19 protein-coding genes and 1 pseudogene are annotated in these 22,107 nt (G+C 60.2%); 11 read left to right on the forward strand and 9 right to left on the reverse strand.

All coding sequences use genetic code 11. The annotated features are described in order from the left end of the window. Window positions 1–33 precede the first annotated feature (33 nt). The 5 genes from CT676_RS26215 to CT676_RS26235 form a co-directional block, all read right to left on the reverse strand. On the reverse strand, window positions 34–1,074 hold the full coding sequence (locus CT676_RS26215; protein ID WP_135215637.1) for a 2Fe-2S iron-sulfur cluster-binding protein: 1,041 nt from the start codon (window positions 1,072–1,074) through the stop codon (window positions 34–36). 105 nt (window positions 1,075–1,179) lie between these two features. Continuing rightward, window positions 1,180–2,850, reverse strand: coding sequence for an aromatic/alkene/methane monooxygenase hydroxylase/oxygenase subunit alpha (locus CT676_RS26220; RefSeq protein WP_135215638.1), 1,671 nt, complete (start codon window positions 2,848–2,850; stop codon window positions 1,180–1,182). A 150-nt stretch (window positions 2,851–3,000) separates the two neighbouring features. Then, window positions 3,001–3,246: a hypothetical protein gene (locus CT676_RS26225; protein ID WP_063629851.1), complete on the reverse strand. Its 246-nt coding sequence runs from the start codon at window positions 3,244–3,246 to the stop codon at window positions 3,001–3,003. Window positions 3,247–3,266: 20 nt separating this feature from the next. Beyond that, window positions 3,267–3,638, reverse strand: a complete 372-nt coding sequence (locus tag CT676_RS26230) for a hypothetical protein (RefSeq protein WP_244623268.1) — start codon at window positions 3,636–3,638, stop codon at window positions 3,267–3,269. A gap of 57 nt (window positions 3,639–3,695) precedes the next feature. After that, window positions 3,696–4,739 (reverse strand): NAD(P)-dependent alcohol dehydrogenase, encoded by a 1,044-nt coding sequence (locus CT676_RS26235; protein ID WP_135215639.1) that lies wholly within the window; start codon window positions 4,737–4,739, stop codon window positions 3,696–3,698. A 333-nt stretch (window positions 4,740–5,072) separates the two neighbouring features. Between CT676_RS26235 and CT676_RS26240 the strand changes: the two genes are divergently transcribed. From CT676_RS26240 to CT676_RS26280, 9 genes and pseudogenes are all read left to right on the forward strand, one after another. Continuing rightward, window positions 5,073–6,953 carry a sigma-54-dependent Fis family transcriptional regulator gene (locus CT676_RS26240; RefSeq protein WP_244623269.1) on the forward strand — a complete coding sequence of 627 codons (1,881 nt, stop codon included), beginning with the start codon at window positions 5,073–5,075 and terminating at the stop codon, window positions 6,951–6,953. A 98-nt stretch (window positions 6,954–7,051) separates the two neighbouring features. Continuing rightward, a complete protein-coding gene (locus CT676_RS26245; RefSeq protein WP_135215640.1) occupies window positions 7,052–7,474 on the forward strand; it encodes an SseB family protein in 423 nt (140 codons plus the stop codon). 137 nt (window positions 7,475–7,611) lie between these two features. Then, a pseudogene (locus CT676_RS26250) lies at window positions 7,612–8,212 on the forward strand (transposase); the annotation flags it as partial. Window positions 8,213–8,498: 286 nt separating this feature from the next. Continuing rightward, window positions 8,499–9,500: an autoinducer 2 ABC transporter substrate-binding protein gene (locus CT676_RS26255; RefSeq protein ID WP_028150067.1), complete on the forward strand. Its 1,002-nt coding sequence runs from the start codon at window positions 8,499–8,501 to the stop codon at window positions 9,498–9,500. Between the two features lie 112 nt (window positions 9,501–9,612). Then, on the forward strand, window positions 9,613–11,097 hold the full coding sequence (locus CT676_RS26260; RefSeq protein WP_135215641.1) for a sugar ABC transporter ATP-binding protein: 1,485 nt from the start codon (window positions 9,613–9,615) through the stop codon (window positions 11,095–11,097). Continuing rightward, window positions 11,090–12,100 carry an ABC transporter permease gene (locus CT676_RS26265; protein WP_135215677.1) on the forward strand — a complete coding sequence of 337 codons (1,011 nt, stop codon included), beginning with the start codon at window positions 11,090–11,092 and terminating at the stop codon, window positions 12,098–12,100. The genes CT676_RS26260 and CT676_RS26265 overlap by 8 nt, the downstream gene beginning before the upstream one ends. Window positions 12,101–12,164: 64 nt before the next feature. Next, window positions 12,165–13,097 carry an ABC transporter permease gene (locus CT676_RS26270; protein WP_244623270.1) on the forward strand — a complete coding sequence of 311 codons (933 nt, stop codon included), beginning with the start codon at window positions 12,165–12,167 and terminating at the stop codon, window positions 13,095–13,097. A gap of 6 nt (window positions 13,098–13,103) precedes the next feature. Beyond that, window positions 13,104–14,519, forward strand: a complete 1,416-nt coding sequence (locus tag CT676_RS26275) for an FGGY-family carbohydrate kinase (protein WP_135215642.1) — start codon at window positions 13,104–13,106, stop codon at window positions 14,517–14,519. After that, window positions 14,516–15,229, forward strand: a complete 714-nt coding sequence (locus CT676_RS26280) for a class II aldolase/adducin family protein (RefSeq protein ID WP_063981226.1) — start codon at window positions 14,516–14,518, stop codon at window positions 15,227–15,229. Before CT676_RS26275 ends, CT676_RS26280 begins: the two co-directional genes overlap by 4 nt. A 90-nt stretch (window positions 15,230–15,319) precedes the next feature. Here the strand turns inward: CT676_RS26280 and CT676_RS44300 are convergent, their stop codons facing one another. Together CT676_RS44300 and CT676_RS26285 are read right to left on the reverse strand one after the other, a co-directional pair. Further along, window positions 15,320–15,496, reverse strand: a complete 177-nt coding sequence (locus CT676_RS44300) for a hypothetical protein (protein ID WP_167768162.1) — start codon at window positions 15,494–15,496, stop codon at window positions 15,320–15,322. Between the two features lie 428 nt (window positions 15,497–15,924). Further along, window positions 15,925–16,764 carry a DUF1194 domain-containing protein gene (locus CT676_RS26285; protein ID WP_135215643.1) on the reverse strand — a complete coding sequence of 280 codons (840 nt, stop codon included), beginning with the start codon at window positions 16,762–16,764 and terminating at the stop codon, window positions 15,925–15,927. Here CT676_RS26285 and CT676_RS46290 point away from each other — a divergent pair. Together CT676_RS46290 and CT676_RS26295 are read left to right on the forward strand one after the other, a co-directional pair. Then, window positions 16,756–17,775 carry a hypothetical protein gene (locus tag CT676_RS46290; RefSeq protein ID WP_167768163.1) on the forward strand — a complete coding sequence of 340 codons (1,020 nt, stop codon included), beginning with the start codon at window positions 16,756–16,758 and terminating at the stop codon, window positions 17,773–17,775. The two genes, CT676_RS26285 and CT676_RS46290, sit on opposite strands and share 9 nt — an antisense overlap. A 45-nt stretch (window positions 17,776–17,820) precedes the next feature. After that, the gene (locus CT676_RS26295) at window positions 17,821–19,452 is read left to right on the forward strand and encodes a tetratricopeptide repeat protein (RefSeq protein WP_167768164.1); all 1,632 of its coding nucleotides are present in this window, start codon (window positions 17,821–17,823) and stop codon (window positions 19,450–19,452) included. Between the two features lie 1,744 nt (window positions 19,453–21,196). On the opposite strand, the gene CT676_RS26300 is transcribed toward CT676_RS26295, so the two are convergent. Both CT676_RS26300 and CT676_RS26305 read right to left on the reverse strand, forming a co-directional pair. Further along, window positions 21,197–21,409: a hypothetical protein gene (locus CT676_RS26300; RefSeq protein ID WP_135215646.1), complete on the reverse strand. Its 213-nt coding sequence runs from the start codon at window positions 21,407–21,409 to the stop codon at window positions 21,197–21,199. A 1-nt stretch (window position 21,410) separates the two neighbouring features. Continuing rightward, window positions 21,411–21,662 carry a hypothetical protein gene (locus tag CT676_RS26305; protein ID WP_135215647.1) on the reverse strand — a complete coding sequence of 84 codons (252 nt, stop codon included), beginning with the start codon at window positions 21,660–21,662 and terminating at the stop codon, window positions 21,411–21,413. Window positions 21,663–22,107 lie beyond the last annotated feature (445 nt).

The following is a 22,107-nucleotide window of genomic DNA, read 5'->3' on the forward strand; positions in this document are numbered from 1 at the left end:
GCCATTCTGTTCTGCGACGAACCTTGAACGCCGTCATCGCACCGCCGGCGTAAACTTGTCGAAAAAGATGTGGTCCGGCTCGACGCCGTTCATTTGCAGCACGGGCAATACGGCGTCGATCATCGGCGTCGGCCCGCACGCGTAGGCGTCGATGGCGCCGCTCAGCTTCTCCTCGCGTAGATGGCGCAGCACGACCTCGTGGATCAGTCCGGTCTCGCCGTCCCAACCGTCACCCGTCTCCACATGCGACAGTGCCGGCACGAATTTGAAATCGTTCAGCCGCGCCGCGATGGCCGCGAGCTCGTCGAGGTAGAACAAGTCGGCGCGGGTACGCGCTCCGTAGAAAAACCGGACCGGTCTCTGCTCGCCGCTCCCGATGTGATCGGCCAGGATCGACCACAGCGGCGACATGCCCGAGCCGCCGCCGATCAGCAGCATCGGCCCCGGACGTTCTTCCCGCCGGAAGCAGGTGCCATACGGCCCCTTGGCGATCACGGCGTCGCCGACGGCCAATTTCCCATCGAGCTGGGACGAGAATGCCCCGTTCGGATATTTCTTGATGATGAAGCGGAGATTAGTGCCCTCTCCGGGCGGGTTCGCCATCGAAAAGGCGCGGGTGATGGTGCCATCCTGAAGCGTCAGATCGACGTACTGGCCGGCCCAGAACTTCATCGGCCTCTCGATCTCGATCTCCAGCAATCTGATGTCTGACGTCAGCGCGCTAATCCCTGCCACGTGGCCGGAAAATGCCTTCACCGCGATCGAACGGCTGAGCAGGTCTTCGTCATAGTTGAGTAATTCAACACCGATGTCGCTGTAGACATGCGTCCGGCACAGCAGGACGTGGCCGGTCTCGCTCTCGTAATCCGGCAGAGCGAAGGTCGAGTATTTCAGAAGCTCGATGTCCCCCTCGATCAGCTTTGATTTGCAGCTGCCGCACTGACCTTCCTTGCAGCCATGCATCAGCGATATGCCCTGACGAAATGCGGCATCGAGGACGGTCTCGCCCTCTTCCACTTCCATCTCGATACCCACTGGTTCGAAACGAACCTTGTGAACCCGCACGTCCGTCATTATCCCGGCCCTGTCGTCGTGGCAGTTGTACAGAACGATCGGCAAACCGTTGCCGGTCCCGGCAAGAGGGGCCGCCGAAAGCGGCCCCTCCCCCTCATCATCTCTTTAGTGGCAGGGATTGATCTTGAAGCCCTTTCGGTATTCGGCCGTCGCCACCTCGCGCTCGATCGGCGAAAGCGCTCTGAAGCCACGCAACGGACTGCCAAGCGTGTGTCCGCGCACGTGATCGAGCGTCCACATGTCCTTGGAGTCGAAGCGCAGATGGGGTTGCGCGATCATGGTCTTGCCGTCGGGCCGGACAAAACCGAGATCCTTGATCGCGTCGGCGACGTCCCAGCCGTGATAGCAGTCCTCCCATTCACGGCGACGACTGAAGCGGCCCATTGCCGGCGTCGCGCGGCCCTCGTATTCCGCGGCGAACGCCACCTTGTGGGTCCAACGGCAACCTTCGGAGCAGTAAGTGTAGATCTTGCCGTCGACCTCGTCGCAGACGAAGTCCTCGCGGATCAGGCAAGGGACCATACAGCTCCAGCAACGATGCGGGTATGAATAGCCCACCTCGCTGTTGAAGAGGATGTTGGTCTCGCCGGGCACGCTGAGCTTGGCGTGCCATTTCCAGAAATCGCCGAATTCGGCGTACCAACCCGGATATTTGTGCTCGAACCACTCGAAATCACGCTCGGTCTGGGCCTCGATACGCCAGAAGTTCACCGACCATCCGACCGTGAAGAACTGCGCGGTCTTGTGGACATAGTTCTTCTTGACGATCCGATCCCAGGCGGCGGCGACGTCATCGTGATGGATCTTGATGCCGTACTTCTCGAGCGGCAACATGTAGGTCCGGTAATAGTCTTCGTAGATCCAGCGATGCCAGAGCTCGGCGTAGGACTCCTTGTTCTTGTCGCGGTTGGTCGTGCCGTACTCGATGAACGTCCCGATCGCGGCATCGACAATCGCGTGATTCTGCCAGAAGGCGTATTTCAGATCGCGCTCCAGCAACTGGTGGTTCGACGGATCGTTGATCATCGCCATCAGCATCGAGTGACCGTTGCCGATATGACGGGATTCGTCCGACTGGACCGACAGGAACACGGTCGGCAATGCATAGTCGCCATTGCGCGCCGCCTCCGACGGCATCGCCACGAACAGGGTATTGGTGAAGGCGGTTTCCGCGACGACCGTCAGATAGACGTTGGCCGCGGTGATTGCGTCACCGGTCAGGAAGCCCTCGGCGAACTGGCGGCCGATCGTGGTCGCATAGCATTTGCCGAACGCGGCTTCCGTGATATCGAACCCGGCTGGATCGATGTAATTCTCCATGTACCACTTCTTGAGGTTCATCTGGATCGTCGAGTGCCGGAACTCGTCGACCATCTGCATGGTGAAGCCGGTGCGCAATTCCTCGCCGGGCGCCAACCGCCCGACCATCGCCATCGAACGCGCCGCCGAGATCTCCGGGAACGGGATGATCGCCAGGAACAGCTTCATCCACTCGACCCATCGCGGCTCGACATTGCGGAACATGTCGCCGCGCAACGCCGCATCCAGCGCGCCATAGACGCGGTTGTCTTTCTCTTCCTGCATCGGGAAATATGACCGCAGGACCTGCTTCATCGGGTCGCGCGGTGTCTTCGAGATCTTGTAGTCGGTCGGGAAAGTCATCGCCTCCTGCACGTAGCTTGGCGTCCAACCAAGGTCCGCGACGCGGTTGGCCGCTTCAGCGATGCTGATCCCCTTCTGCGCGGTGATCTTGTTCAGTGTCAGACTTGCAGACATTTCCAGCTCCTTTGAACGTTGCGTTATCTTCAGCATTTTCGCTTCGGTTCCGGGTCAAACCCCTGGATCGCTTTGTTGAAATTCTCCGCCGCAAAACACACTTTGAGTCCGTTAAATCGATTGATTGATCTGCTGACTCGTCGCTTCACGTCAGCCCGGTTTCTCGGCGCTGACGGTCTCGTCACCTCCGTTGGCTCGTTTGATGAGAGGTTTGCCTTCGGCAACGAATTTCGCCGAGAGGACCAGCGCACCAGTAGCGAAATCCCTGCCGTGCGCGGCGATCATGGCCTCCGCGATCTCCGCCAGCTGAATGAAGAAGGCGTCTTTCGACCCGGCTTCCTCGCTCATGTCCGGTTGCGGAGACGGCATTTGTGCCTGTTGCTTTGATGCAATCATGGTTGCGTTGCTCCTGCTCATCATGCGTGCCCCCAACGGTGGTGGTCGCCGGACGAAGGACCGTTGTCGATCTCCAGCAGGGACGTGTCGAGCCATTCACGCTCGGCCACCAGGCGTCGATGCTCCTCCCGGAGCATCTCCAGGCGCGCGACCGCTCGCTCCAGTTCAGCATGCGCGTCGCTTCCGGCGTCGGCGCGCGCCGCGCTACGCACGGCGCACGCGAGTTCGATTTCGGCTCCGCCGCGCGCGTACTCATTCTTGATTTGCATCTCGTTGTTATCGACCATCTCGTCGATCAGCCTGTCCCGGGCAATCATCCGATCGCGGGCGCGCTGCAATTCAGCGGCTTCCTCGGCGGTGATCGGTGGCCGGCATCGGCTGTCCTTTGTCACTCGCACCACTCTCGTTCGATGATCTGGACCGAGGCTTTGCATGTCGCGGCACATGCCCTAAGGGATCAGGACCGCGCGGCCATGAATGCGGCCATGATGCAGATCGTGAAGCGCGTCATTGGCCTGGCTCAGCCTGTATTCCTTGGTGTGGAGTTCGACGAGGCCGCGATCCGCGAGCGCCATCAGCTCCACCAGCTCGGCGTATGTGCCGACCAGGTTGCCGACGATGGTCTTTTCCGATGTGATCATGTCGATGGTCGGGATATCGATCTTCCCACCATACCCGACGATGTAGTAGTAGCCGGCGTTCGCTGTCATCGACAGGCCCTTGGCGATAGCGTCACCCTCGCCAACAAAATCGATCACGGCCTCCGCGCCGCGCCCGTCGGTCAGCGCCAGCACCGCCTCGACTTCGTTGCCGTCTGCCTTCACGACATGATGTGCACCGCACTTCTTGGCGAGTTCGAGAGACTGTTCGGCGCGATCGACCACGATGATTTCTGCCGCGCAGAGCGCTGCGAGAACCTGGACGCCGATATGGCCCAGCCCACCGGCGCCGATCACCACGACATGTTCGCCGGGTAACAGATGACGGGATGCCTTCTTCGCGGCGCGATAAGCCGTCAGCCCGGCATCGGTGTAGGGAGCAACATCCTTCGGTGCGAGCGACTTCGGCAGCTTGATCAGGGAGCGCTGCCCCGTCAGCAGATACTGCGCATAGCCGCCATTGGCATTGATGCCGGGAAACGAGCTGTCCAGCGCATGCATGTCGTCGCCGCGCCGGCACGCGAGACAATGCCCGCTGGTCACCAGCGGATGACAAATTACGCTGTCGCCAACCTTGATCCCTTCGACACCCGGGCCGATCGCTTCGACCCAGCCGGCGTTCTCGTGGCCCATGATGTATGGAAGCTTGACGTCGACCTTGCTGCGCCAGATGCCCTCAACGATGTGCAGATCGGTGCGACAGACGCCGGCACCACCGATGCGCACGATCACGTCCATCGGGCGCGAGATCTTCGGGTCAGTTACGTCATCGAACTTGACGAACTCCTTCGCCGTCAGCTTCTCGTCGAACTCATGAAGCACCGCCGCTTTCATTAAACGCCTCCCCGGCAAAATTATTATTCTGTCGATCTGACGCGATCGCCAGCTTGCTGAAAGGTTGAGCAAGGGCTGTGCCAAGCGCACAACGGCCTGATCTTTCTATTGTTCTTGCGATCTCGGGAGTGCTCGCGCCGATCCGCCTCGGAGCAGACTTTGCGCGCGACTGTTCCGAGACGGAACAGTTCGACGGCAGCAACAGCGGGTGAGCAGAAATTTGGATTTTTGATTGTTTGATCTATGATCGTGAGAACCGCGTCACACGCGAGAACGACCCGAACCGGGCTACGACCAAGAGGAAATCGCCAAGCAGCGACTCCCGGAGGAGCTATGATGCTGACCGCCAGCCGACGCATGGATAATGCTTGGATGACGCTCGATCAGCGCGGCGCGCCGCCGGCAGAGCTGCTATCGGCCGATATCTACGACAGCTGGATGCGCTGCATTTCGCTTGGTCTCGATACATTGCGCCCTCCTTCGCCCGAGTTCGTGAGCACCGCCGTTTTGCGCCAGGAGCAGCAGCGCTGCTCACTGATTCGCGGCCTGGCGCTCGCGGAGATGCACACGCTGCATCAGCAGATTGCCGGCTCCAATTTCATGATCGCCTTTGCAAATGCCAACGGCCTGCTGCTCGACATCATCTCGGACTCGAGCTTCAGTGATGCCTCGAACGCAGCGAGCATTCGGCCCGGCACTATCTGGACTGAAGCCATTTGCGGCACCAACGGCCTCGGCACCGCCGCGTATCTCAAGCGGGCCATCGTCGTTCACGGGGGCGAGCACTTTTTCTCGCGCTACCACAATCTTACTTGCATCGCGGCGCCAATCTTCGCGCCCGATGGCGAACTGGCCGGAATACTGGATGCGTCATCGGATTGCATGTCGAGGCAAGCGCATACCCAGGCGCTCGTCGCGATGGCGGCAACCCAGATCGAGAATGGTCTGTTCCGCGAACATCACCGCGGAAACATCCTGATCGCTTTCCATAGCCGCGGCGAATATCTCCATACGTTGAGCGCGGGCCTGCTGGCCGTCGACAACGAGGGCAGGATCCTTGCAGCCAACAGGGCCGCAAGCGTCCTGCTGCATGGCCTGCCAGCCTTGCCGGGTCGTCGCTTCGCCGACGTCTTTCGTACGAAATTCAACGCCTTTGTCGATGAAGGCCGGCGCAAGGAACGCCAGCGCCTCGAGGACGAGGTCGGTAGCCAGTTCGTCGCAACAATCGAGAACGCGCGCCAGTCCTCGATGATGCAAGCCATCTCGCGGCCTCGGCCGTCGACGCCCAAGGACGTTCCCACCCAGTTCGTCTCCGCCGATCCGGCGATCGCTTCCGTTGTCCAACGGGTGGGAGTCGCGGCGGTCCGCAAGATGCCGATCCTGATCCGAGGCGAAACCGGCACCGGCAAGGAGCAACTCGCCCGCCATGCTCATACCGCCAGTGGACGGGCCGGCGCTTTCGTCCCGGTGAATTGCGCAGCGCTCCCTGACAGTCTGATCGAGGCGGAGCTGTTCGGCTATGCCGAAGGCGCTTTCACGGGAGCAAAAAAGGGCGGCGCGGCGGGACTGTTCAAGGAAGCGGACGGCGGAACGCTCTTCCTCGACGAGATCGGCGACATGCCGGTGACGTTGCAGGCCGTGCTGCTGCGCTTTCTGGACGATTGGACTGTCCGGCCGGTCGGTGGCACCAAACGTCAGGTCGACGTTCTCCTGGTGTCTGCCACCAATGCCAATCTCGACGACTCGATTGCGAAGGGCCGGTTCCGATCCGATTTGCTGTTTCGTCTCAACACGCTGGAGGTGACGTTACCGCCTTTGCGCGAGCGTTCCGATTTCGCCGAGATCGCGCGCTATTTGATCCACAAGATCGATCCCTTGATGGATTTGACCGCAGGGGCGATTGATCGTTTGGCCGAACTCGATTGGGATGGAAACATCCGCGAACTGCGCAACGTGCTTTCCCGATTGTCGCTTGCCGAGCCGGGAGATCTGATCGACGAGACATCGGTCGAGTCCGTACTTGCACATTCAGGCGGCGAGCGCCTGACCGGCAAGGCGGTGGGTGGTGGGCTCAAGGCCAATCTGCATGAGATTCAGCGCTCGCATGTGCTGACCGCGTATGCGGAAACGGGCAACAACATCAGCAAGACCGCGCGCCGCCTGGGCGTGTCGCGCAATACGATCTATCGTGCCCTGCGCGGCAACAAGGATTAGCACAATCGTGGCGAAGGCTCTGCGGCGACAGCGCGATCCGGCTGTAACTGGAGGCGCTGAAGTCCAACCCCTCGTCGGGTTCAATTGGGAGTGTCGCCATGTTTGAACCGGAAAACGGTCTCGAAGCCCTGATGCAGGCTGCCGCAAGGGACGCCAGCATCGTTCCAGCATTCTATCGCGCGTTGCTCGCGACGGAGATCTACATTCTGACGCCGGAAGCGCCGATGAAACCTGGACGCCGTCGCTCGCTCAAATTTCAGGAGGAGATCAACGTTGCAACGGTCGACTTCCAGAACATGAAATGGCACCCCACCTTCACCTCAAAGAAGCGCATCTACGACTATATAAAGCAGCCTGAGGTGTGCCTTGGCGCCGCTGCGCGCAATCTGTTCGAAATGTTGCCTGACTCTAATTTCTGGCTCAATCCGTTGTCCGAATGTCAGAAGCCGCTGCCCGCCGCCGAGATCGCTCTCCTCATGAGTGGCGAGATCTTTGACATGCCGATTAAGTCCGCGCGATAGACGCAGACTTCCTGCCAGATGCTGTCGGCCAAGCGGAATTATTTCGAAAACGGCGCAGCGACATCAGTTCACTAGACCATCTGCCTGATTTCCTGAAGTGTGCCCGCAAAGGCTCGTGGCGAGCCGGACGGATGGGAATTCGCCAGGCCGAGGTCGGAGCGGCGAGGATAATGATCGAATGAACAGAGGAGCGCTTTGGTCTCAAGCCGGAGCGGCTTGCCGGGGATACCGCTTTCGGGGCTGCTCCGATGCTGAACTGGCTGGTCGAGGCGAAGGGCATCGCACCACATATCCCCGTGTTCGACAAGTCGAAGCGAGATGACGGTACCTTCTCGCGCAGCGACTTTCGATATGATCCGACCAGCGACGTCTACCACTGCCCCGGCCGGAAAGCGGCTCGGGACGAGCGGCACCGTGCACGGGGGCAAAACGCTTTTGTATCGTGCGAGCAAGCTCGACTGCGACGCATGCCCGCTTAAACCGCAGTGCTGTCCAAAAGAACCATCGCGCAAGATCCTGCGCAACATACATGAGCACGCCCGGGACGTCGCCCGGTCGTTCGCTGGCACCGAGGGATTCGAGACGTCGCGACGTCAGCGCAAGAAGATCGAGATGCGGTTTGCGCATTTGAAGCGCATCCTGAGGCTTGGTCGGCTTCGGCTTCGTGGCCCACGGGGCGCCCAGGACGAGTTTGTTCTTGCTGCAATCGCTCAAAATCTGAGGCGCCTCGCGCGTTAGGGTCGGCGGATCAAAGCCGGTCGGCCTTACCGAATGGCCGAAAGACATCCGTCGGTTACAGCCGACTTTTGCAACAAAATCGGCCATGCCCGGACATCGCCACAGGCGGGGCTAGCTGACATGTCGCTTGCTTGACACCTCTCGTAGCGTTGGTCTCTAATCCCCAGGCAAGTCCTGAGGCTGGAGGCGAAATTTTCGCCGCCAATCAAGAATAAGGCCAACTGCTCCGCCAGGCGAGTGCCGGGTAAAGGAGCGGAGGCTAAAAATAGCTTCCTGGGAGGGAACAATGGACAGACGCCAGACAATCAAAATGCTTGGTGGTGCGGCGGCGATCGCCGGTACCGGTTTTCCGGGGTTTGCTTTTGCGCAGGCTCAAAAGGAAATGGTCACGGTCGTGAAGATCGCCGGCATTCCGTGGTTCAACGCTCTTGAAAAGGGAATCCAGAAGGGCGCCAAGGACTTCAGCATCAATGCCACCATGGTTGGACCGGCGAACGTCGATCCGGCACAACAGGTAAAGCTGCTCGATGACCTGATCGCCAAAAAGGTCAACGTGATCGGCTTGGTGCCGCTGGACGTCAAAGTGTGCGAGCCGGTGCTCAAGCGCGCCCAGGCGGCCGGCATCAAAGTCATCACCCATGAGGGCCCCGAACAAGAAGGCCGTGACTGGAATGTCGAATTGATCGATTCCGTTCGCTTCGGTGAAGTGCAGATGGAGCGTCTCGCCAAGGACATGGGCGGCGAAGGCGATTACGTGGTTTATGTCGGGACGTTGACGACGCCGCTTCACAACAAATGGGCCGACGCCGCGATTGCCTATCAGCAGAAGAATTTCCCGAAAATGAAGCTCGTCGCCGACCGTTTCCCCGGCGCCGACGAGATCGATACCAGCCAGCGCACGACGCTTGACGTGATCAAGGCCTATCCGAACCTGCGCGGCATTCTCGGCTTCGGCTCGAATGGGCCGATCGGGGCCGGCAATGCGGTGCGTCAGCAACGCCTTGGCAAGAAGATCGCCGTGGTCGGCACGGTGCTGCCGAGCCAGGCGAAATCGCTCATCGCGGATGATACCATCCGCGAAGGTTTCCTTTGGAATCCCACCGATGCAGGTTACGCCATGGTTGCAGTTGCCAAGCTCGTGCTTGATGGCAAGCCAATCACGGATGGCGTCGATGTTCCCGGCCTCGGCAAGGCTGCGGTCGATGTGGCCGGCAAGCAGATCAAGGTCGACAAGATCATGCGGATCAACAAAGAAACCATCGACGGACTGATCGCCGGAGGACTCTAGAACTACACCGGTCCCAGCCGCCTCGTCGCGCTGCATTCCCGGCTTTCCGGCCGGGAATGCGATCCTCGTCGAGGCGATCGCTTGACGAGCGGTCCCATTACAGGACGAAGCCTTGACGACTTTCCTTGAGATGTCCGGCATATCAAAACGTTTCGGCGGCGTGCATGCGCTTCGCGACGTCGATCTGACGCTGGAGATCGGAGAGGTGCATTGCCTTGTCGGCGAAAACGGATCCGGCAAGTCCACGCTGATCAAGATCATTTCCGGCGTCGAGGCGCCGGAACCAGGAGGCCGGATCGTCATTTCCGGCAAGGAGTACCCAAAACTAAGCCCGGTCTACTCCACCCATTGCGGCATTCAGGTCATCTATCAGGATCTATCGCTATTCTCCAACCTCACCGTCGTCGAGAACATCGCCATGGCTCACCATCTTGGCGGCGTCCACACGGTGAACTGGTCCTCTATGCGGGCCATCGCCATGGCCACAATGGCGAAGGTCGGCATTCAGGTCGATCCAGAAACAAAAGTCTCCGAACTCAGCATTGCCGGACGCCAGCTGGTCGCGATCTGCCGGGCCTTGGCGGCGGATGCCAAACTTCTCATCATGGATGAGCCGACGGCGTCGCTGACCCGCCACGAGGTCAACACCTTGATCAAGCTCGTCAGCGACCTAAAAAGAAGCGGTATCTGCGTCGTATTCGTGAGCCATCGCCTCGACGAGGTGCTTGAGATTGCCGAACGCGTGACGGTGCTGCGGGACGGCGCCAAGGTAGGCACCTTTGCCGCAGCGACCATCGACGGCAGCAAACTCAGTCACCTGATGACCGGGAAGGCTTTCGAGTATCAGAAACAGGTGCCCGACCTTGCCGTGGGTGCGGTTGTTCTCGAAGTCCAGGGCCTTGGCCGCGATGGTGACTACGACGATGTGAGCTTGCAGTTACGCGCCGGAGAAGTCGTGGGCCTTACCGGATTGCTTGGATCGGGCCGAACCGAGCTCGCACTGTCGCTGTTCGGCATGAACCCGCCCGATCGAGGCACCATGGCGCTTGACGGCCACCGCATCGCGCTGAACACGAATGCAGACGCGATCCGTCGAGGCATCGCCTACGTATCTGAGGACAGGCTTACACTTGGCCTCATCCTTGACCAGTCGATCACGTCGAACGTCACGCTGACTGTTTTGGAACGTCTTGCCGGCGCGTTCGGCCTGATTGCCGCACGCGCGCGGCAAAGCCATGTTGCGCGGTGGGTCGCCGAACTCGGAATCAAGGTCTCTGATCCCAACAACCCGGTCAAGACGCTCTCCGGCGGTAATCAGCAGCGGATCGTGCTCGCCAAATGGATGGCGACCAACCCACGAGTGCTTATCCTTGATAGCCCGACGGTCGGTGTCGACATCCGCGCTAAGGATGGGATTTATGAGATCATCCGGCGGCTGGCCCGCGAGGGCGTCGCAGTGCTGATGATATCGGACGAAATCCCCGAGGTACTTTATCACAGCCATCGCGTGCTGGTGATGCGCGAAGGGCGTTTGACCGCTGACGTGATGGCCGCAGACACCTCCGAAGATGCGCTTCGGCAGGCAGTCAATGCCTGAATCGCGGTTTGCTTCATTTGGCAGGTTTCGGCGCAGCCATGAGTTCTGGCTGTTGATCGTGATCCTCGTGCTCTGCGTCAGCCTGGGCGCGGCGAACGGCCAGTTCCTGACCATGCAGAATCTGTTCGACCTGCTGACCTCCTACGCATTCGTAGGCATCCTCGCCCTCGGGCTGCTCGTGGTGCTGATCGCCGGCGGAATCGACATCTCCTTCACGGCGACGGCATCGGTGGCGCAATATGTCACGCTTACGGTGGCGAACGCATACGGCGCGAACTGGATCTGCGTTTTTGCGATCGCGATCGGCATTGGCGGTGCGCTCGGCGCCCTCAACGCGATCTTCATCCAGAAGCTTCGGATACCATCAATCATCGTGTCCGTCGCAACGTTGAACATTTTCTATGGGCTGCTGATTTTCTTCACGGGCGGTAAATATATCTATTCGTTACCCGACTGGTTCGCGACCGGGATATTCTGGTTCGAGTTCGATTGGGGCAAAGATACGTCCTACGGCGTCAACCTGCAGATCCTCGCGCTCGGGTTCTCATTTCTCTTCACCTGGCTCCTGCTCAATCGTAGCAATATCGGTCGTCAAATCTACGCCATGGGGGGCAATACCGATGCCGCGCAGCGACTCGGCTTCCATGTCTTCGGCCTCAACATGCTGGTCTATTGCTACATGGGGGTCATGGCCGGTATCGCCTCACTGGTCCAGGCGCAGCTTGCACAGTCCGTCGCTCCGACGGTGCTGGTGGGCAAGGAGCTCGATGTGGTTGCGGCCGTCGTGCTCGGCGGCGCCAGCCTGATGGGCGGCGTCGGCACCGTTCTCGGCACGTTTCTGGGGTTGGCACTGCTCGCCATCCTGCAGAATGGAATCATTTTGCTTGGCGTTTCGTCCTACTGGTCGCCATTTTTTGTCGGGTTGGTCATTCTGATCTCGGTCTCGGCAACAGCCTGGTCGCAGCGAGAACGGCGGACCCGGAGCGCGCGGCATGAGAAATGAGTCCACCCTCGCCCTTCGCGGACGCCTGATCCGTTTTGCCGGCAGCGGGACGATCGCAACCCTGATGCTGTTGTTGGTCGCGCTCTGGTTGGTGTTCGCCATTACCATCGGCGACCGGTTTTTCTCCGTCAACACGCTGCAATCGATGGCCTTCCAGATGCCGGAGCTCGGCATCCTTTCGCTTGCGATGATGCTGGCCTTGTTATCTGGAGGCCTCAACCTTTCCATCATCGCCACCGCTAATCTCTCTGGACTGACCATTGCCTTCCTGCTGACGCACTACATTCCGGGCACTCAGGGCATTGCCTGGGTCGGCGTACAGGTGCTGGCGATTGCGGCAGGGTTTGCCGTCGCGGCACTGGTCGGCCTTGTCAACGGATTTGTCATCGCCTATCTCGGCGTTTCGCCGATCCTCGCAACCCTCGGCACCATGACACTCTGCAAGGGACTCGCGATCGGCCTGACGCGCGGCAATGTCATCTCCGGATTTCCGGAGCCCATTGTTTTCATCGGCAATGGAACGGTTCTCGGGGTGCCTTTTGCCCTGATCGTGCTGGCGCTCTGTGCGTTGCCGGTCGCGCTCATGCTAAACGCAACGCCCTTCGGGGCAAGGGTTTACATGATCGGCTCGAACGAGAAGGCAACCCGCTACTCCGGCGTCGATACCCGCGCCGTCCTGCTCAAGCTATATGTCCTCTCGAGCCTGCTCGCCGGTGTCGCAGCGGTCGTCATGCTGGCACGTTTCAATTCAGCCAACGCGGCATATGGCGAGAGCTATCTGCTCGTCACCATTCTTGCAGCAGTGCTCGGTGGCGTCGATCCATTTGGCGGCTTTGGCAAGGTCGGCGGATTGCTGCTTGCGCTGATAATCCTTCAGGTGATCTCCTCGGCGTTCAACCTTCTCAATCTCAGCCAGTTCCTCACTCTGGCGATCTGGGGGGGCATCCTGATTGCCGTTGCTGCGGTTCCCCATCTGGGCGGCAAAGCGCCCCGGTAGACAACGATGACAAGATCGGAAGCCTCTCCCCGGATCGCGGTTCTCGACATTGGCAAGACGAATCTGAAACTGCTGGTCGCGAGTGAGGACGGCTGGCCGCTCGAAGCACTTTCGATCCCGAATGTGCCGACCACGGCAGGACCATACCTCGCCTATGATCTTGCCGGGCTGGAAGAGTGGTTCCTCGACACTTTGGCCGTGGTGACGCAACGCCACACCATCGGCGCGGTGATCGCGACCGCGCATGGGTGTGGCGCCGTTCTTGTCGAAGGTGACGAGCCAGTGCTGCCGATGATGGACTATGATGCGGTCTCGCCGCCTGAGATCGACCAGACCTACGCCCGGATTGCGCCTGCCTATGATGAAGTGTTTTGCGGTATCAGCGGCGCGATGCGGCTCGGCAAGCAATTGCTCTGGCAGGAAAGCGCATATCCCACCGCATTCGCCCGCGCGAAAACCTATCTTACGACTGCGCAGTATTTCGCCTTGCGGCTCGGCGGGTGTGCTGCAAGTGAAATTTCACAGCTCGCGGCTCAGAGCCATATCTGGGACCTTTTCCACCATCAGCCTTCCTCCCTGATGCGCAAGCGCGGCTGGGACCGTCTTCTGCCGGAGCGGGCATCCGCCGGTGCGGTGCTAGGGAGGATTTCGGAGGCCGTAGCCAAGCGTACCGGCCTGGCGCGCTCGACCGAAATCCTCTGCGGCGTGCATGATTCCAACGCCAACCTGTTCCGCTACAAGGCCGCCGGCATGGCCGATACCTCGATCCTATCAACAGGCACCTGGATGATCGGCTTTCAGCGCGGCCTCGCGCTAGACAAGCTCGACGCCACACGCGGCATGGTGCTCAATATCGATGTCGACGGTGAGAACGTACCCTCCACGCTGATCGCGACAGGCCGCGAATACGACTTGATCAGCAGAGACCACGACGCTTCTGATGCAGCCGTCCTCACCGCATTGCCGAGTCTACTGGCCCTTGGAACCCTGGCACTCCCCTCCTTCGTTGGGGATGATGGACTGTTCCCCGGTGCAGCTCACCGCGGACGCATTATCGGACCGCGGCCCGAGACGCCAGCCGAATGGCAGGGGTTGGCAGTCCTCTACGCCGCATTCAGCGCAAACCGCTGTCTAGATGCGCTTGGCAGCTCGAAACACATCGTCATCGACGGTGGCTTCGCCGCCAACCTGCCCTTCGCGCGCGCTCTGGCCGCGTTGCGGCCATCGCAGAGCGTCTCCGTGAGCCAATCTCGGGATGGAACGGCGCTCGGCGCGGCGCTGCTGTGGCGGAGATTTTCGCGTACGATTCCGGTTTCGAGCGTGGTGCTTGAAGCTGTCACGCCGCTCGGCGAGGATGAGTGCAAACGCACCCTTTCCGCCGCCTATCAATCCTGGATTTCTTTTTCGGAGCACCCATCATGACAGACCGCAATCATGCCGATCTCCGCCAGGGCATCGTCGATACCTGCAAGGAGATGAACCGAAACGGTCTCAACCAAGGGACTTCCGGCAATCTTTCGCACCGGATTCCAAACGGCATGCTAATCACACCGACAAGCTTGCCCTACGAGCGCATGCGGTCAGAAGACATTGTCGCGATGGATTTTGCCGCGAATTACCAGGGCAACCATCGCCCTTCTTCAGAATGGCGTTTTCATCGCGATATTCTGCGAGCGCGGGCCGACATAAACGTCGTGCTTCATACGCATTCCACCTTCAGCACCATTCTCGCCGTGCACGAGCGTGGCATTCCCTGCTTCCACTACATGGTCGCGGTAGCCGGTGGCAACGATATCCGTTGTTCGCCTTATGCCTGCTTCGGCACACAAGCGCTGTCGGATTATGCCGTCGATGCGCTCGAAGGACGAAATGCCTGCTTGCTCGGCCATCATGGCTTGATCATAACGGCGCAGACATTTGAAAAGGCGCTTTGGCTTGCCGTGGAGGTGGAGACCCTGGCGAAGATGTATGTCCACGCGCTGGCGATCGGCGAACCTCCGCGCCTCAGCGAGACCGAAATGGCACAGGTCCACGAACAGATGAAACGCATGGGCTACGGCCAGGCGCCCGATCTTGACGACGTCGGTGATGTTCCACGCGCCATGCCTCAGTCGAAACTGGCGCCACATTGACTCAGAGTGTCGTTGAACGCGGCTAGTCTTCTCTTCGCTAAGGAAACTTGCAAGCAACTCTACCAGCCGCTGGTGATCAATCGAAAATTGTCAGACAGCGTGCCAATATCCCTTGTGAATATCGAACTTCACGGCGCCGTCGTCACGCATCTTCAACAAGAGCGATTGGCAATCGTCCTCATGCTTTATGTTCACGCGCTTCATGATTTCGAAAACCTTCAGAGGCTTTTCGCCAAGGGCAATCAGAATCTTGTCTCGATCAGTCATTGGGGCTCCTTGTATCGGCATCGGCGACGGTACGCGCTGTGCAGATCGTCTGCAACGGCCGCGTTCGCTTGACGAGGTCCGTTCCGGGTCACCAGGCCCGAAGCTGCCGCGCCAATACAACAGCACGGAGCGAGCTTCGCTACCCCCAGCGCGACGACCACACCGGATACGTGCTCTTTTCGTTCGTGCACAGCCCGCGAGGGTGTTAGGCAAGCTCGCCTGCTGATGAGTGGGGGGGGACAGCATCCACGATCCTTGCCTTTCCGGCCGACGGAAGCAGTTTCCGCATTTGATGATGAAGTCGGACATCTCCGGTAAAGCAGAAGTCAGCCATAACGCCAATTATGTCGGCTGAGGGCCGTGAGCAGACGTACTACGCTCGTTCAACGCGGATCGAACTGTGCGCCTTCCAAAAGGTACCGAAGCGCTCACCACCGGCTTCGTTTCGCCCATATTGCCTCACCAATGAGGCAGGATATTCGCGGCTCCCTTTCGGTCACCGAAACGATCCGGTCCCGGGGCACGCCGCCGGCAACCTCGAGCACGAGCTTTGTTCGGATCGCCTCCTTGAACCCGTCACGGCTTCTGATCGTCACCATAAATGAGCCGGCCCCGCCAATCACACAATCCTCGTAATAGAGATCGAGGTCGTCGATGTCCATTTGCGACGAAAGTCTTCCTTCGAGCATGATCGGCAATCCGTTGATGGTAATGCCCCTTGCCAGCGCCGCATCACGTGCGATGGTAACTGGGCTTCCGTCGTTGTTCACGCCATCGCCGGAAACGTCGATCACACGCCGCAGTCCACGATACGGATCCGCATCGAACAGCGGCAATGCGAAATTTATCGCGCCAGAGATCGAGGTGCGTGAGCCCATGCGAACCGGCGCTTTCGCGATTTCCGCCGCCACCGCAGCTGCAGATTCGCGGCTGTCGATCAATCTCCACGGCACGATGATTTTCTGATCGCTCGGTCCAGACCATTCCACATAGACCAGGGCCAACCTTCGGTTCCGCCCGGCCTTGATCGCCTGGAGAAATTCGTTGGAAACGATGGCCTCCGCGTAACCCTCGCGCTGAAGCAAAAGCTCGCCAGGATCCATTGAATAGGAGACATCAACAGCAAGAACGAGTTCGACATCGACCGATGGCTGCTCGCTGCCGGCAACCACTCGGTACCCCGAATTGAGGGCGGCCGTGTTGGCGACTTCACCTCCGACGATCGCTCCGGCGATCAATGCCGCTGCGATGGAGACACGATGAAGCATGGTGGCCTCGCTGCTGGTTCCTCTTCATGGTGGCAGAAACGCCGCTGCCTGATCGATCGGTCCAGTGCCGGGTGCGGATTGATGCGAGCGCGCGAAGATGAACCGAGATCTCACGTGTATTTCGGAGGCGGCTCTGCCGTCCTGGCCGATGAGGATCAATCCGGCGCCGCCATTTGCTACATTCAGAACAATCGGCTCGCCACTCCACGTCTTGATTGGCTCCATTCCGATGATGAGAAATTCGCCGATAGGCTGGTCAAGATATTGGATGCGCAATTGCGGGCCGACTTCGGCTGCCGCGAGTTCGAAGCCGAGCTGTCGAGCACGCGCGTAAACATCAGCCAAGGTCACAGTATCGGACGTGAATCCAAGCTGGGCTGGCGATACGAGGACAAGCTCCACGTCTGTCTTGCGAGAGCCAAGGATGAATGTCGGTCGAGCAAGTATTTCAGCGGCCTGCCCCCCGATACCGCAGCCCATGCCGTCCAGCTTATTGCGCAGTCCAAGCGGATCAGCGAAGGTACCAATGGTAATGGTCTTCCATGTCGCCACATCGCGGCCGGACTGAATGAGTTGCTGGGACACTTCGGCGGGGCGCGTCTTGAGCTTCAGCTGGTTTTGCAAGACATCGCGAGCCGTGCATTGAGCCCGCGCTGGATTGGTTGCGAACTGAACGATGCAGGCCGCGCACAGTATCGACACAATGAAGTAACGGCTGCCCCGGCGCGCGCGCGAATGACGGTCGACTCCGCCGCAACGCGCCCTTCCCGCTGTGATAGCTATCGAAAATCTCTTCCGCATTTGCAATCTCGCGAGAAGAAAGAGACCACCGTCTGGCACTGGACACACTGTGCGCCCTGTGAGCGCGGTGCAGCTTTCTCGGTATCGCGTTATTCGGTTACCGCGGGCTCAGGGCAGCGGCTCTCCGGTTGTCAACGTAGTGCAGGTCTGCGGGAAAACCGTACGAAAAGGCACGATAAAGGACGAAATCGGGCTCTGCCGCTGCCTTGAGACGCACTTTCCGGTCCGCTAAGATCAATGGCGGGAGGTGTGCGCATGACCTGCCTGCGGCTGAACGGATACACGCTCAATTTGGATCAGGCGCAGTTATTTGACCTGCACGGCCAGGCCGTTGAGCTGCGGCCTCAGGCTCTGGCAGTGTTGCTTGAATTGGGGCGCCGTCCCGGAGAGCTGGTTACAAAACTCGATCTCGGTGCGCGAGTGTGGCCGGGCGTTTCGGTCACCGACGACTCGCTCGTGCAATGCGTGGTCGAGATCCGGCGCGCGCTCGGTGACAGCCGGCAGCAAGTCGTGCGAACGATGCCACGACGTGGTTACCTTCTGATCGTTGACGCGGCCGACACGGCGCCGCGCGATGTGCGAAGATTCCATCGCCTGGCCGCCGCCCTTGCGATGGTGGCAGTCGCGATCGTGGCGGTCTGGCAACTTCTACTGCTCGGCGCCGGCTCCGGGCCTCCCAAGGTACACAACAGGATGGTGGCCGATGTTGCAGTTCTACCCCTGCGCGTACTTAACACCTCTCAGGAAGGCAGTCCGGACGGCAACGGATTAGCCTACATGATTGCCTCCGAACTTGCGCGCAACCCCGACCTGCACATCGTCTCAACCCTCGCCACAGCCGAACTTAGCGGCAAGAACCTGTCGCCGGCGCAGATCGCTGCGATGACCCGCGCTCGCTACCTTGTGGATGGCAGCGCGGAGAGACGCGGCGACCGGCTGCAGCTCCACGTGCAATTGATCGATTCCGGCAACAACCGCATCGTCTGGAGCGGCCGGTTCGAGCCCACTGCGCAGGACCTGCCCGACGTTACTGAAACGTTGATCTCTCGGATCAGCGCCTCGCTTGGTGCAACCGTGCGCGAGTCGGACCGGGCGGCGTTACGGAGCCGCGCGCCGGCCTCGCTTGATGTGCATGCGCGCGTGCTGCGCACGCTTGCGCTGACCATGGCACCAAGTTCCGAGAGCCTCCGCCAAGCGCGGCAGGAACTCGAACTGGCGGTCCGCCTTGATCCGAACTACGCGCCCGCGTGGACGGGACTCGGACTGGTGAAGAAGATGCTGATTTTTGGCCATCACGATCCTGGGCTCAGTCGTCAGGACTTGCCGCAGGCGATCGCCGACGTCAGGCGCGCGATTGCGCTGGACCCGCTGCGTGCCAGTTCGTGGCGAGTGCTGTCCTTAGTAACCGACGCAGGTCAGGACCCTGAGTCAGCGGTGAGCGCGGCCGAGCGGGCGATCGAGCTCGGCCCTGGCGATCCGGACAACTGGGTCGTCCTTGCCGGTGCATTGCATTATGCCGGTCGAACCCAGGCAGCGATTGAAGCCTTCGAGAAGGCGATCTCCTGGAACCCGGTACGCCCAGCACACTACGCGCTCTACGGGGCAAGGCTGCGCTATTCCGTGCAGGATTACGAGGATGCGCTGCGTTTCGCCCGCGAATGTATGGATCGAACACCTGCGATAGGTGTCTGCAAGGCGGTCTGGCTATCGTCGCTTATTCGTACCGGCCATGCCGCCGACGCGGAGGCGGCGTGGCCAGCTTTGGTCGCGGCCGCACCCTCTTTGCAGACGTACCGGATGACGCCGCGGAATACGCCGATGGCTCTGGCGGTTGATGAGGACCTCGACAGACTTCGCAAGAGCAACACCTCGGCAATGGCCCAGTAAAGCTTCAGGCGCGTGAACCTGATGTGATCATTCCAAGTTGGCCTTTTTCGGCGCAGAAGCGGCTTCGAGGCTGTTCCGGATGGAGTGATCCGCGTCGCTTTGCCGTTTGAGGCCGGTGTCAGCTCGTTCTAAGGGCCGCCAACAGGCGACGTCCAGAAGCTACCAACTGAAGTGGCCTTTATTCAACTGTCTCTCTTCAATTTCGACATGACATCATCTCCGCCCGTGAGAACGTATCGAAGCGCGTACCCGATCAGCCAAGACGCCGCCGCTAGGCCCAGGCCAACCATTGCTAGATCGATGTTGATTCGATCCCAGGCGAACCCAGCCGCAATAAGCGTCATCCATGCTTGCGCTACCGACCTGCCGCAGGTGCATGCCGCGCCTGCGCGCGCCCAGGTGCTCTTGGCGGCCGAGGAGATGCGACGCAGATCGCGCGCTGCTCGAACTGTGGCTGGACGATGCGGTAGCCTGATGAGGCATTCGCGAATTTGTGTGCGTGTCAGTCGCGGAGATCGCCATCAATATCTGGACTCTCCGGTTCCACGCGCCATAATGAGGCGATGGACGGGATATCCAAAACCTTAAATTGTGCGCGTTGCGGCAAGCCGCTGGTCCTGATAGCGCGACCGGATGGCAAGGGCCCACTCCGGCCGACATGCTTGCATTGCGAGGAAGCCGATCCGATCACGTCGCCCGAGGTCGCCAGGTGGTTTGCTGGGGAATTGCAGCCGCCGAAGGGATAGGCCGTGAGGATCGCTGCCATGGCCGTGACTGCCGCATAGTGCCGAGCTTGAGATGCTCGGGGACGACCGTCGTTGGCCTCAATTGTGTCGACAAATTACGGTACTGATTCGCCAGTGAGCCAGCGTCTCGCAATCGGTTGGTCCTTTGGCCTCTGAACTCACAAGTCACCGACGCGAGTGGCATGCAATGGGGCCCGGCCCAGCCGGGCCTTTTGTCCTTTGTGAATTATGTGCACTCACTGCACCCTGGGCCCACCGCGCCGCATCGCGACCGAGGACCCTCGTTGGCGCGAACTCACAAATATTCGGCCTGAACTGCCAAGATACAAACTGCCCTTTTTACTATGGCGACCCAGTTGGCCAACGCACGGGGTGCACTTCGACCGGGGATCGATGACCAATGCGCGTCTTTTTTAGTTGCTTGTTTTGCGGGACGCTTCACAGCGCTATCCAAATAAGGCGGCCGGTCGTGGCAAGCGGGCGCTTCGATTGCAAAGCGTGCGGGCAGACGTTGCATCGATGGTGGGCCGTATACGACTTTACAGATTGGAAGGGGCCGCTCGACCAGTAGCGAGCGCGGCCAATCCGGGTCGCCGCACCTTGCCGGCCCCGCTCAAATGCGCCTATGCCCGTCCTCACCCGCCGGCGCGATCCGCACCGCAGCGATTGCTGGCACATCCACTTTGACGACATCACGTCGGCAGCATAGCAAAAGCCGTCGGAAACCCCAGACTCGTCCGAGGTTTGGCAATGGCAGTGCGGCTTCTATCCCGGCTCGAAGCCCCGCGAGCACCGCAAAGGCTCGGCGCCGTCGTTCGAGGCGGCTCCCGCGCGGCGTTCGAGGTGGCATGGAGCGAATATCCTGCCCAAAAGCACAGAGGCCAATTTCCGGGCCTCGCGCGTTCATGAGGCGTGGACTCGCGAGAAATACGCGCGCTTTGATTGCGGCGAACGGATACCGTCGGACTGGCGTCAGCATGGCTGAATCCGATGGTTGCTTACGCCGCTTTGACGCTCAGATCGTGCTGCCCAGCGGCACCGAGCTCATCACGTTGCGCGATGCGATCCGGCACTTCAGCGAGACGGTGCCGAAACGCGAGCACAAGCACCCGCGCGTACTTCTCGCCGCCACCGCGCTGACCGACGCCGCCGAGGGCCGAACCGCGCAGCGATTGCCTCGGATACCGCTGCGCACCTCCTATCGTCCGCATCTCAACATATCCTCGGATTGTCGCCATTGTCGCAAATGCGGCCGGGCACGCCCCGGACCGACGGACCGAACCATATTGGAATGCCCTCCCAGACAATCCAGCAGCCGCCGGGGCCGGTATTGAATATATGACAGGGCTTGCCGTACACCGTGATGCGCGTTGGCCCGGCTGCGAATTTCTCGCGAGCCACGGCGGTCGTTGTAAGGACGGTGATCGCGATCAATCCAGTCGCCAAGAACTTGATTGTGGTCATCGAGCTTGTCCTTTTGACCCTTGATGGGGGCTGCGACCTTAGCCTGTTTCCTGGGCCAGTGGAGGACCGGATGCGCTTGCTCGTTCGCATCCTGCCTGACGAAGCTCACAGTAGGTAACGGCAAGGACCTATTTGCCCAATCGTCGCAAAGAGTGGCGTTTGGTGCCGGAACAAGGACAAGAGCAAGACGCCCCGGCTCTGTGATTTATTGGGTCTCAAGCGCTTCACGCCGCACGATCTCCGCCGAACGGCGCGCGTCGGCGGTCAAGGCGTCAAGTAAAGCGCGAGCCACGCCAGTCGATTAGACTATTAGGCTCGTAAAGAAGGGCTTGGTTATCTCGACGACCGAGGGTTCTCTCTCATCAGGAGTGGGGGCGGTGACAAACTCGCTTTTGCAGTTAAAGCAGCGCCAAAGGTCATGGATTTCTTGGGCATTGACGCGCTC

This window comes from Bradyrhizobium sp. MOS001, from assembly GCF_004634465.1.
Taxonomy (GTDB): domain Bacteria; phylum Pseudomonadota; class Alphaproteobacteria; order Rhizobiales; family Xanthobacteraceae; genus Bradyrhizobium; species Bradyrhizobium barranii.

What these genes read in the sequence shown, in the direction of transcription:
- CT676_RS26215 (WP_135215637.1), bottom strand. Translation starts at nt 1,074, where the DNA reads ATGACGGACGTGCGGGTTCACAAGGTTCGTTTCGAACCAGTGGGTATC.
- CT676_RS26220 (WP_135215638.1), bottom strand. Translation starts at nt 2,850, where the DNA reads ATGTCTGCAAGTCTGACACTGAACAAGATCACCGCGCAGAAGGGGATC.
- CT676_RS26225 (WP_063629851.1), bottom strand. Translation starts at nt 3,246, where the DNA reads ATGATTGCATCAAAGCAACAGGCACAAATGCCGTCTCCGCAACCGGAC.
- CT676_RS26235 (WP_135215639.1), bottom strand. Translation starts at nt 4,739, where the DNA reads ATGAAAGCGGCGGTGCTTCATGAGTTCGACGAGAAGCTGACGGCGAAG.
- CT676_RS26240 (WP_244623269.1), top strand. Translation starts at nt 5,073, where the DNA reads ATGATGCTGACCGCCAGCCGACGCATGGATAATGCTTGGATGACGCTC.
- CT676_RS26245 (WP_135215640.1), top strand. Translation starts at nt 7,052, where the DNA reads ATGTTTGAACCGGAAAACGGTCTCGAAGCCCTGATGCAGGCTGCCGCA.
- CT676_RS26255 (WP_028150067.1), top strand. Translation starts at nt 8,499, where the DNA reads ATGGACAGACGCCAGACAATCAAAATGCTTGGTGGTGCGGCGGCGATC.
- CT676_RS26265 (WP_135215677.1), top strand. Translation starts at nt 11,090, where the DNA reads ATGCCTGAATCGCGGTTTGCTTCATTTGGCAGGTTTCGGCGCAGCCAT.
- CT676_RS26270 (WP_244623270.1), top strand. Translation starts at nt 12,165, where the DNA reads ATGCTGTTGTTGGTCGCGCTCTGGTTGGTGTTCGCCATTACCATCGGC.
- CT676_RS26275 (WP_135215642.1), top strand. Translation starts at nt 13,104, where the DNA reads ATGACAAGATCGGAAGCCTCTCCCCGGATCGCGGTTCTCGACATTGGC.
- CT676_RS26280 (WP_063981226.1), top strand. Translation starts at nt 14,516, where the DNA reads ATGACAGACCGCAATCATGCCGATCTCCGCCAGGGCATCGTCGATACC.
- CT676_RS44300 (WP_167768162.1), bottom strand. Translation starts at nt 15,496, where the DNA reads ATGACTGATCGAGACAAGATTCTGATTGCCCTTGGCGAAAAGCCTCTG.
- CT676_RS46290 (WP_167768163.1), top strand. Translation starts at nt 16,756, where the DNA reads ATGAAGCATGGTGGCCTCGCTGCTGGTTCCTCTTCATGGTGGCAGAAA.
- CT676_RS26285 (WP_135215643.1), bottom strand. Translation starts at nt 16,764, where the DNA reads ATGCTTCATCGTGTCTCCATCGCAGCGGCATTGATCGCCGGAGCGATC.
- CT676_RS26295 (WP_167768164.1), top strand. Translation starts at nt 17,821, where the DNA reads ATGACCTGCCTGCGGCTGAACGGATACACGCTCAATTTGGATCAGGCG.
- CT676_RS26300 (WP_135215646.1), bottom strand. Translation starts at nt 21,409, where the DNA reads ATGCGGACGATAGGAGGTGCGCAGCGGTATCCGAGGCAATCGCTGCGC.
- CT676_RS26305 (WP_135215647.1), bottom strand. Translation starts at nt 21,662, where the DNA reads ATGACCACAATCAAGTTCTTGGCGACTGGATTGATCGCGATCACCGTC.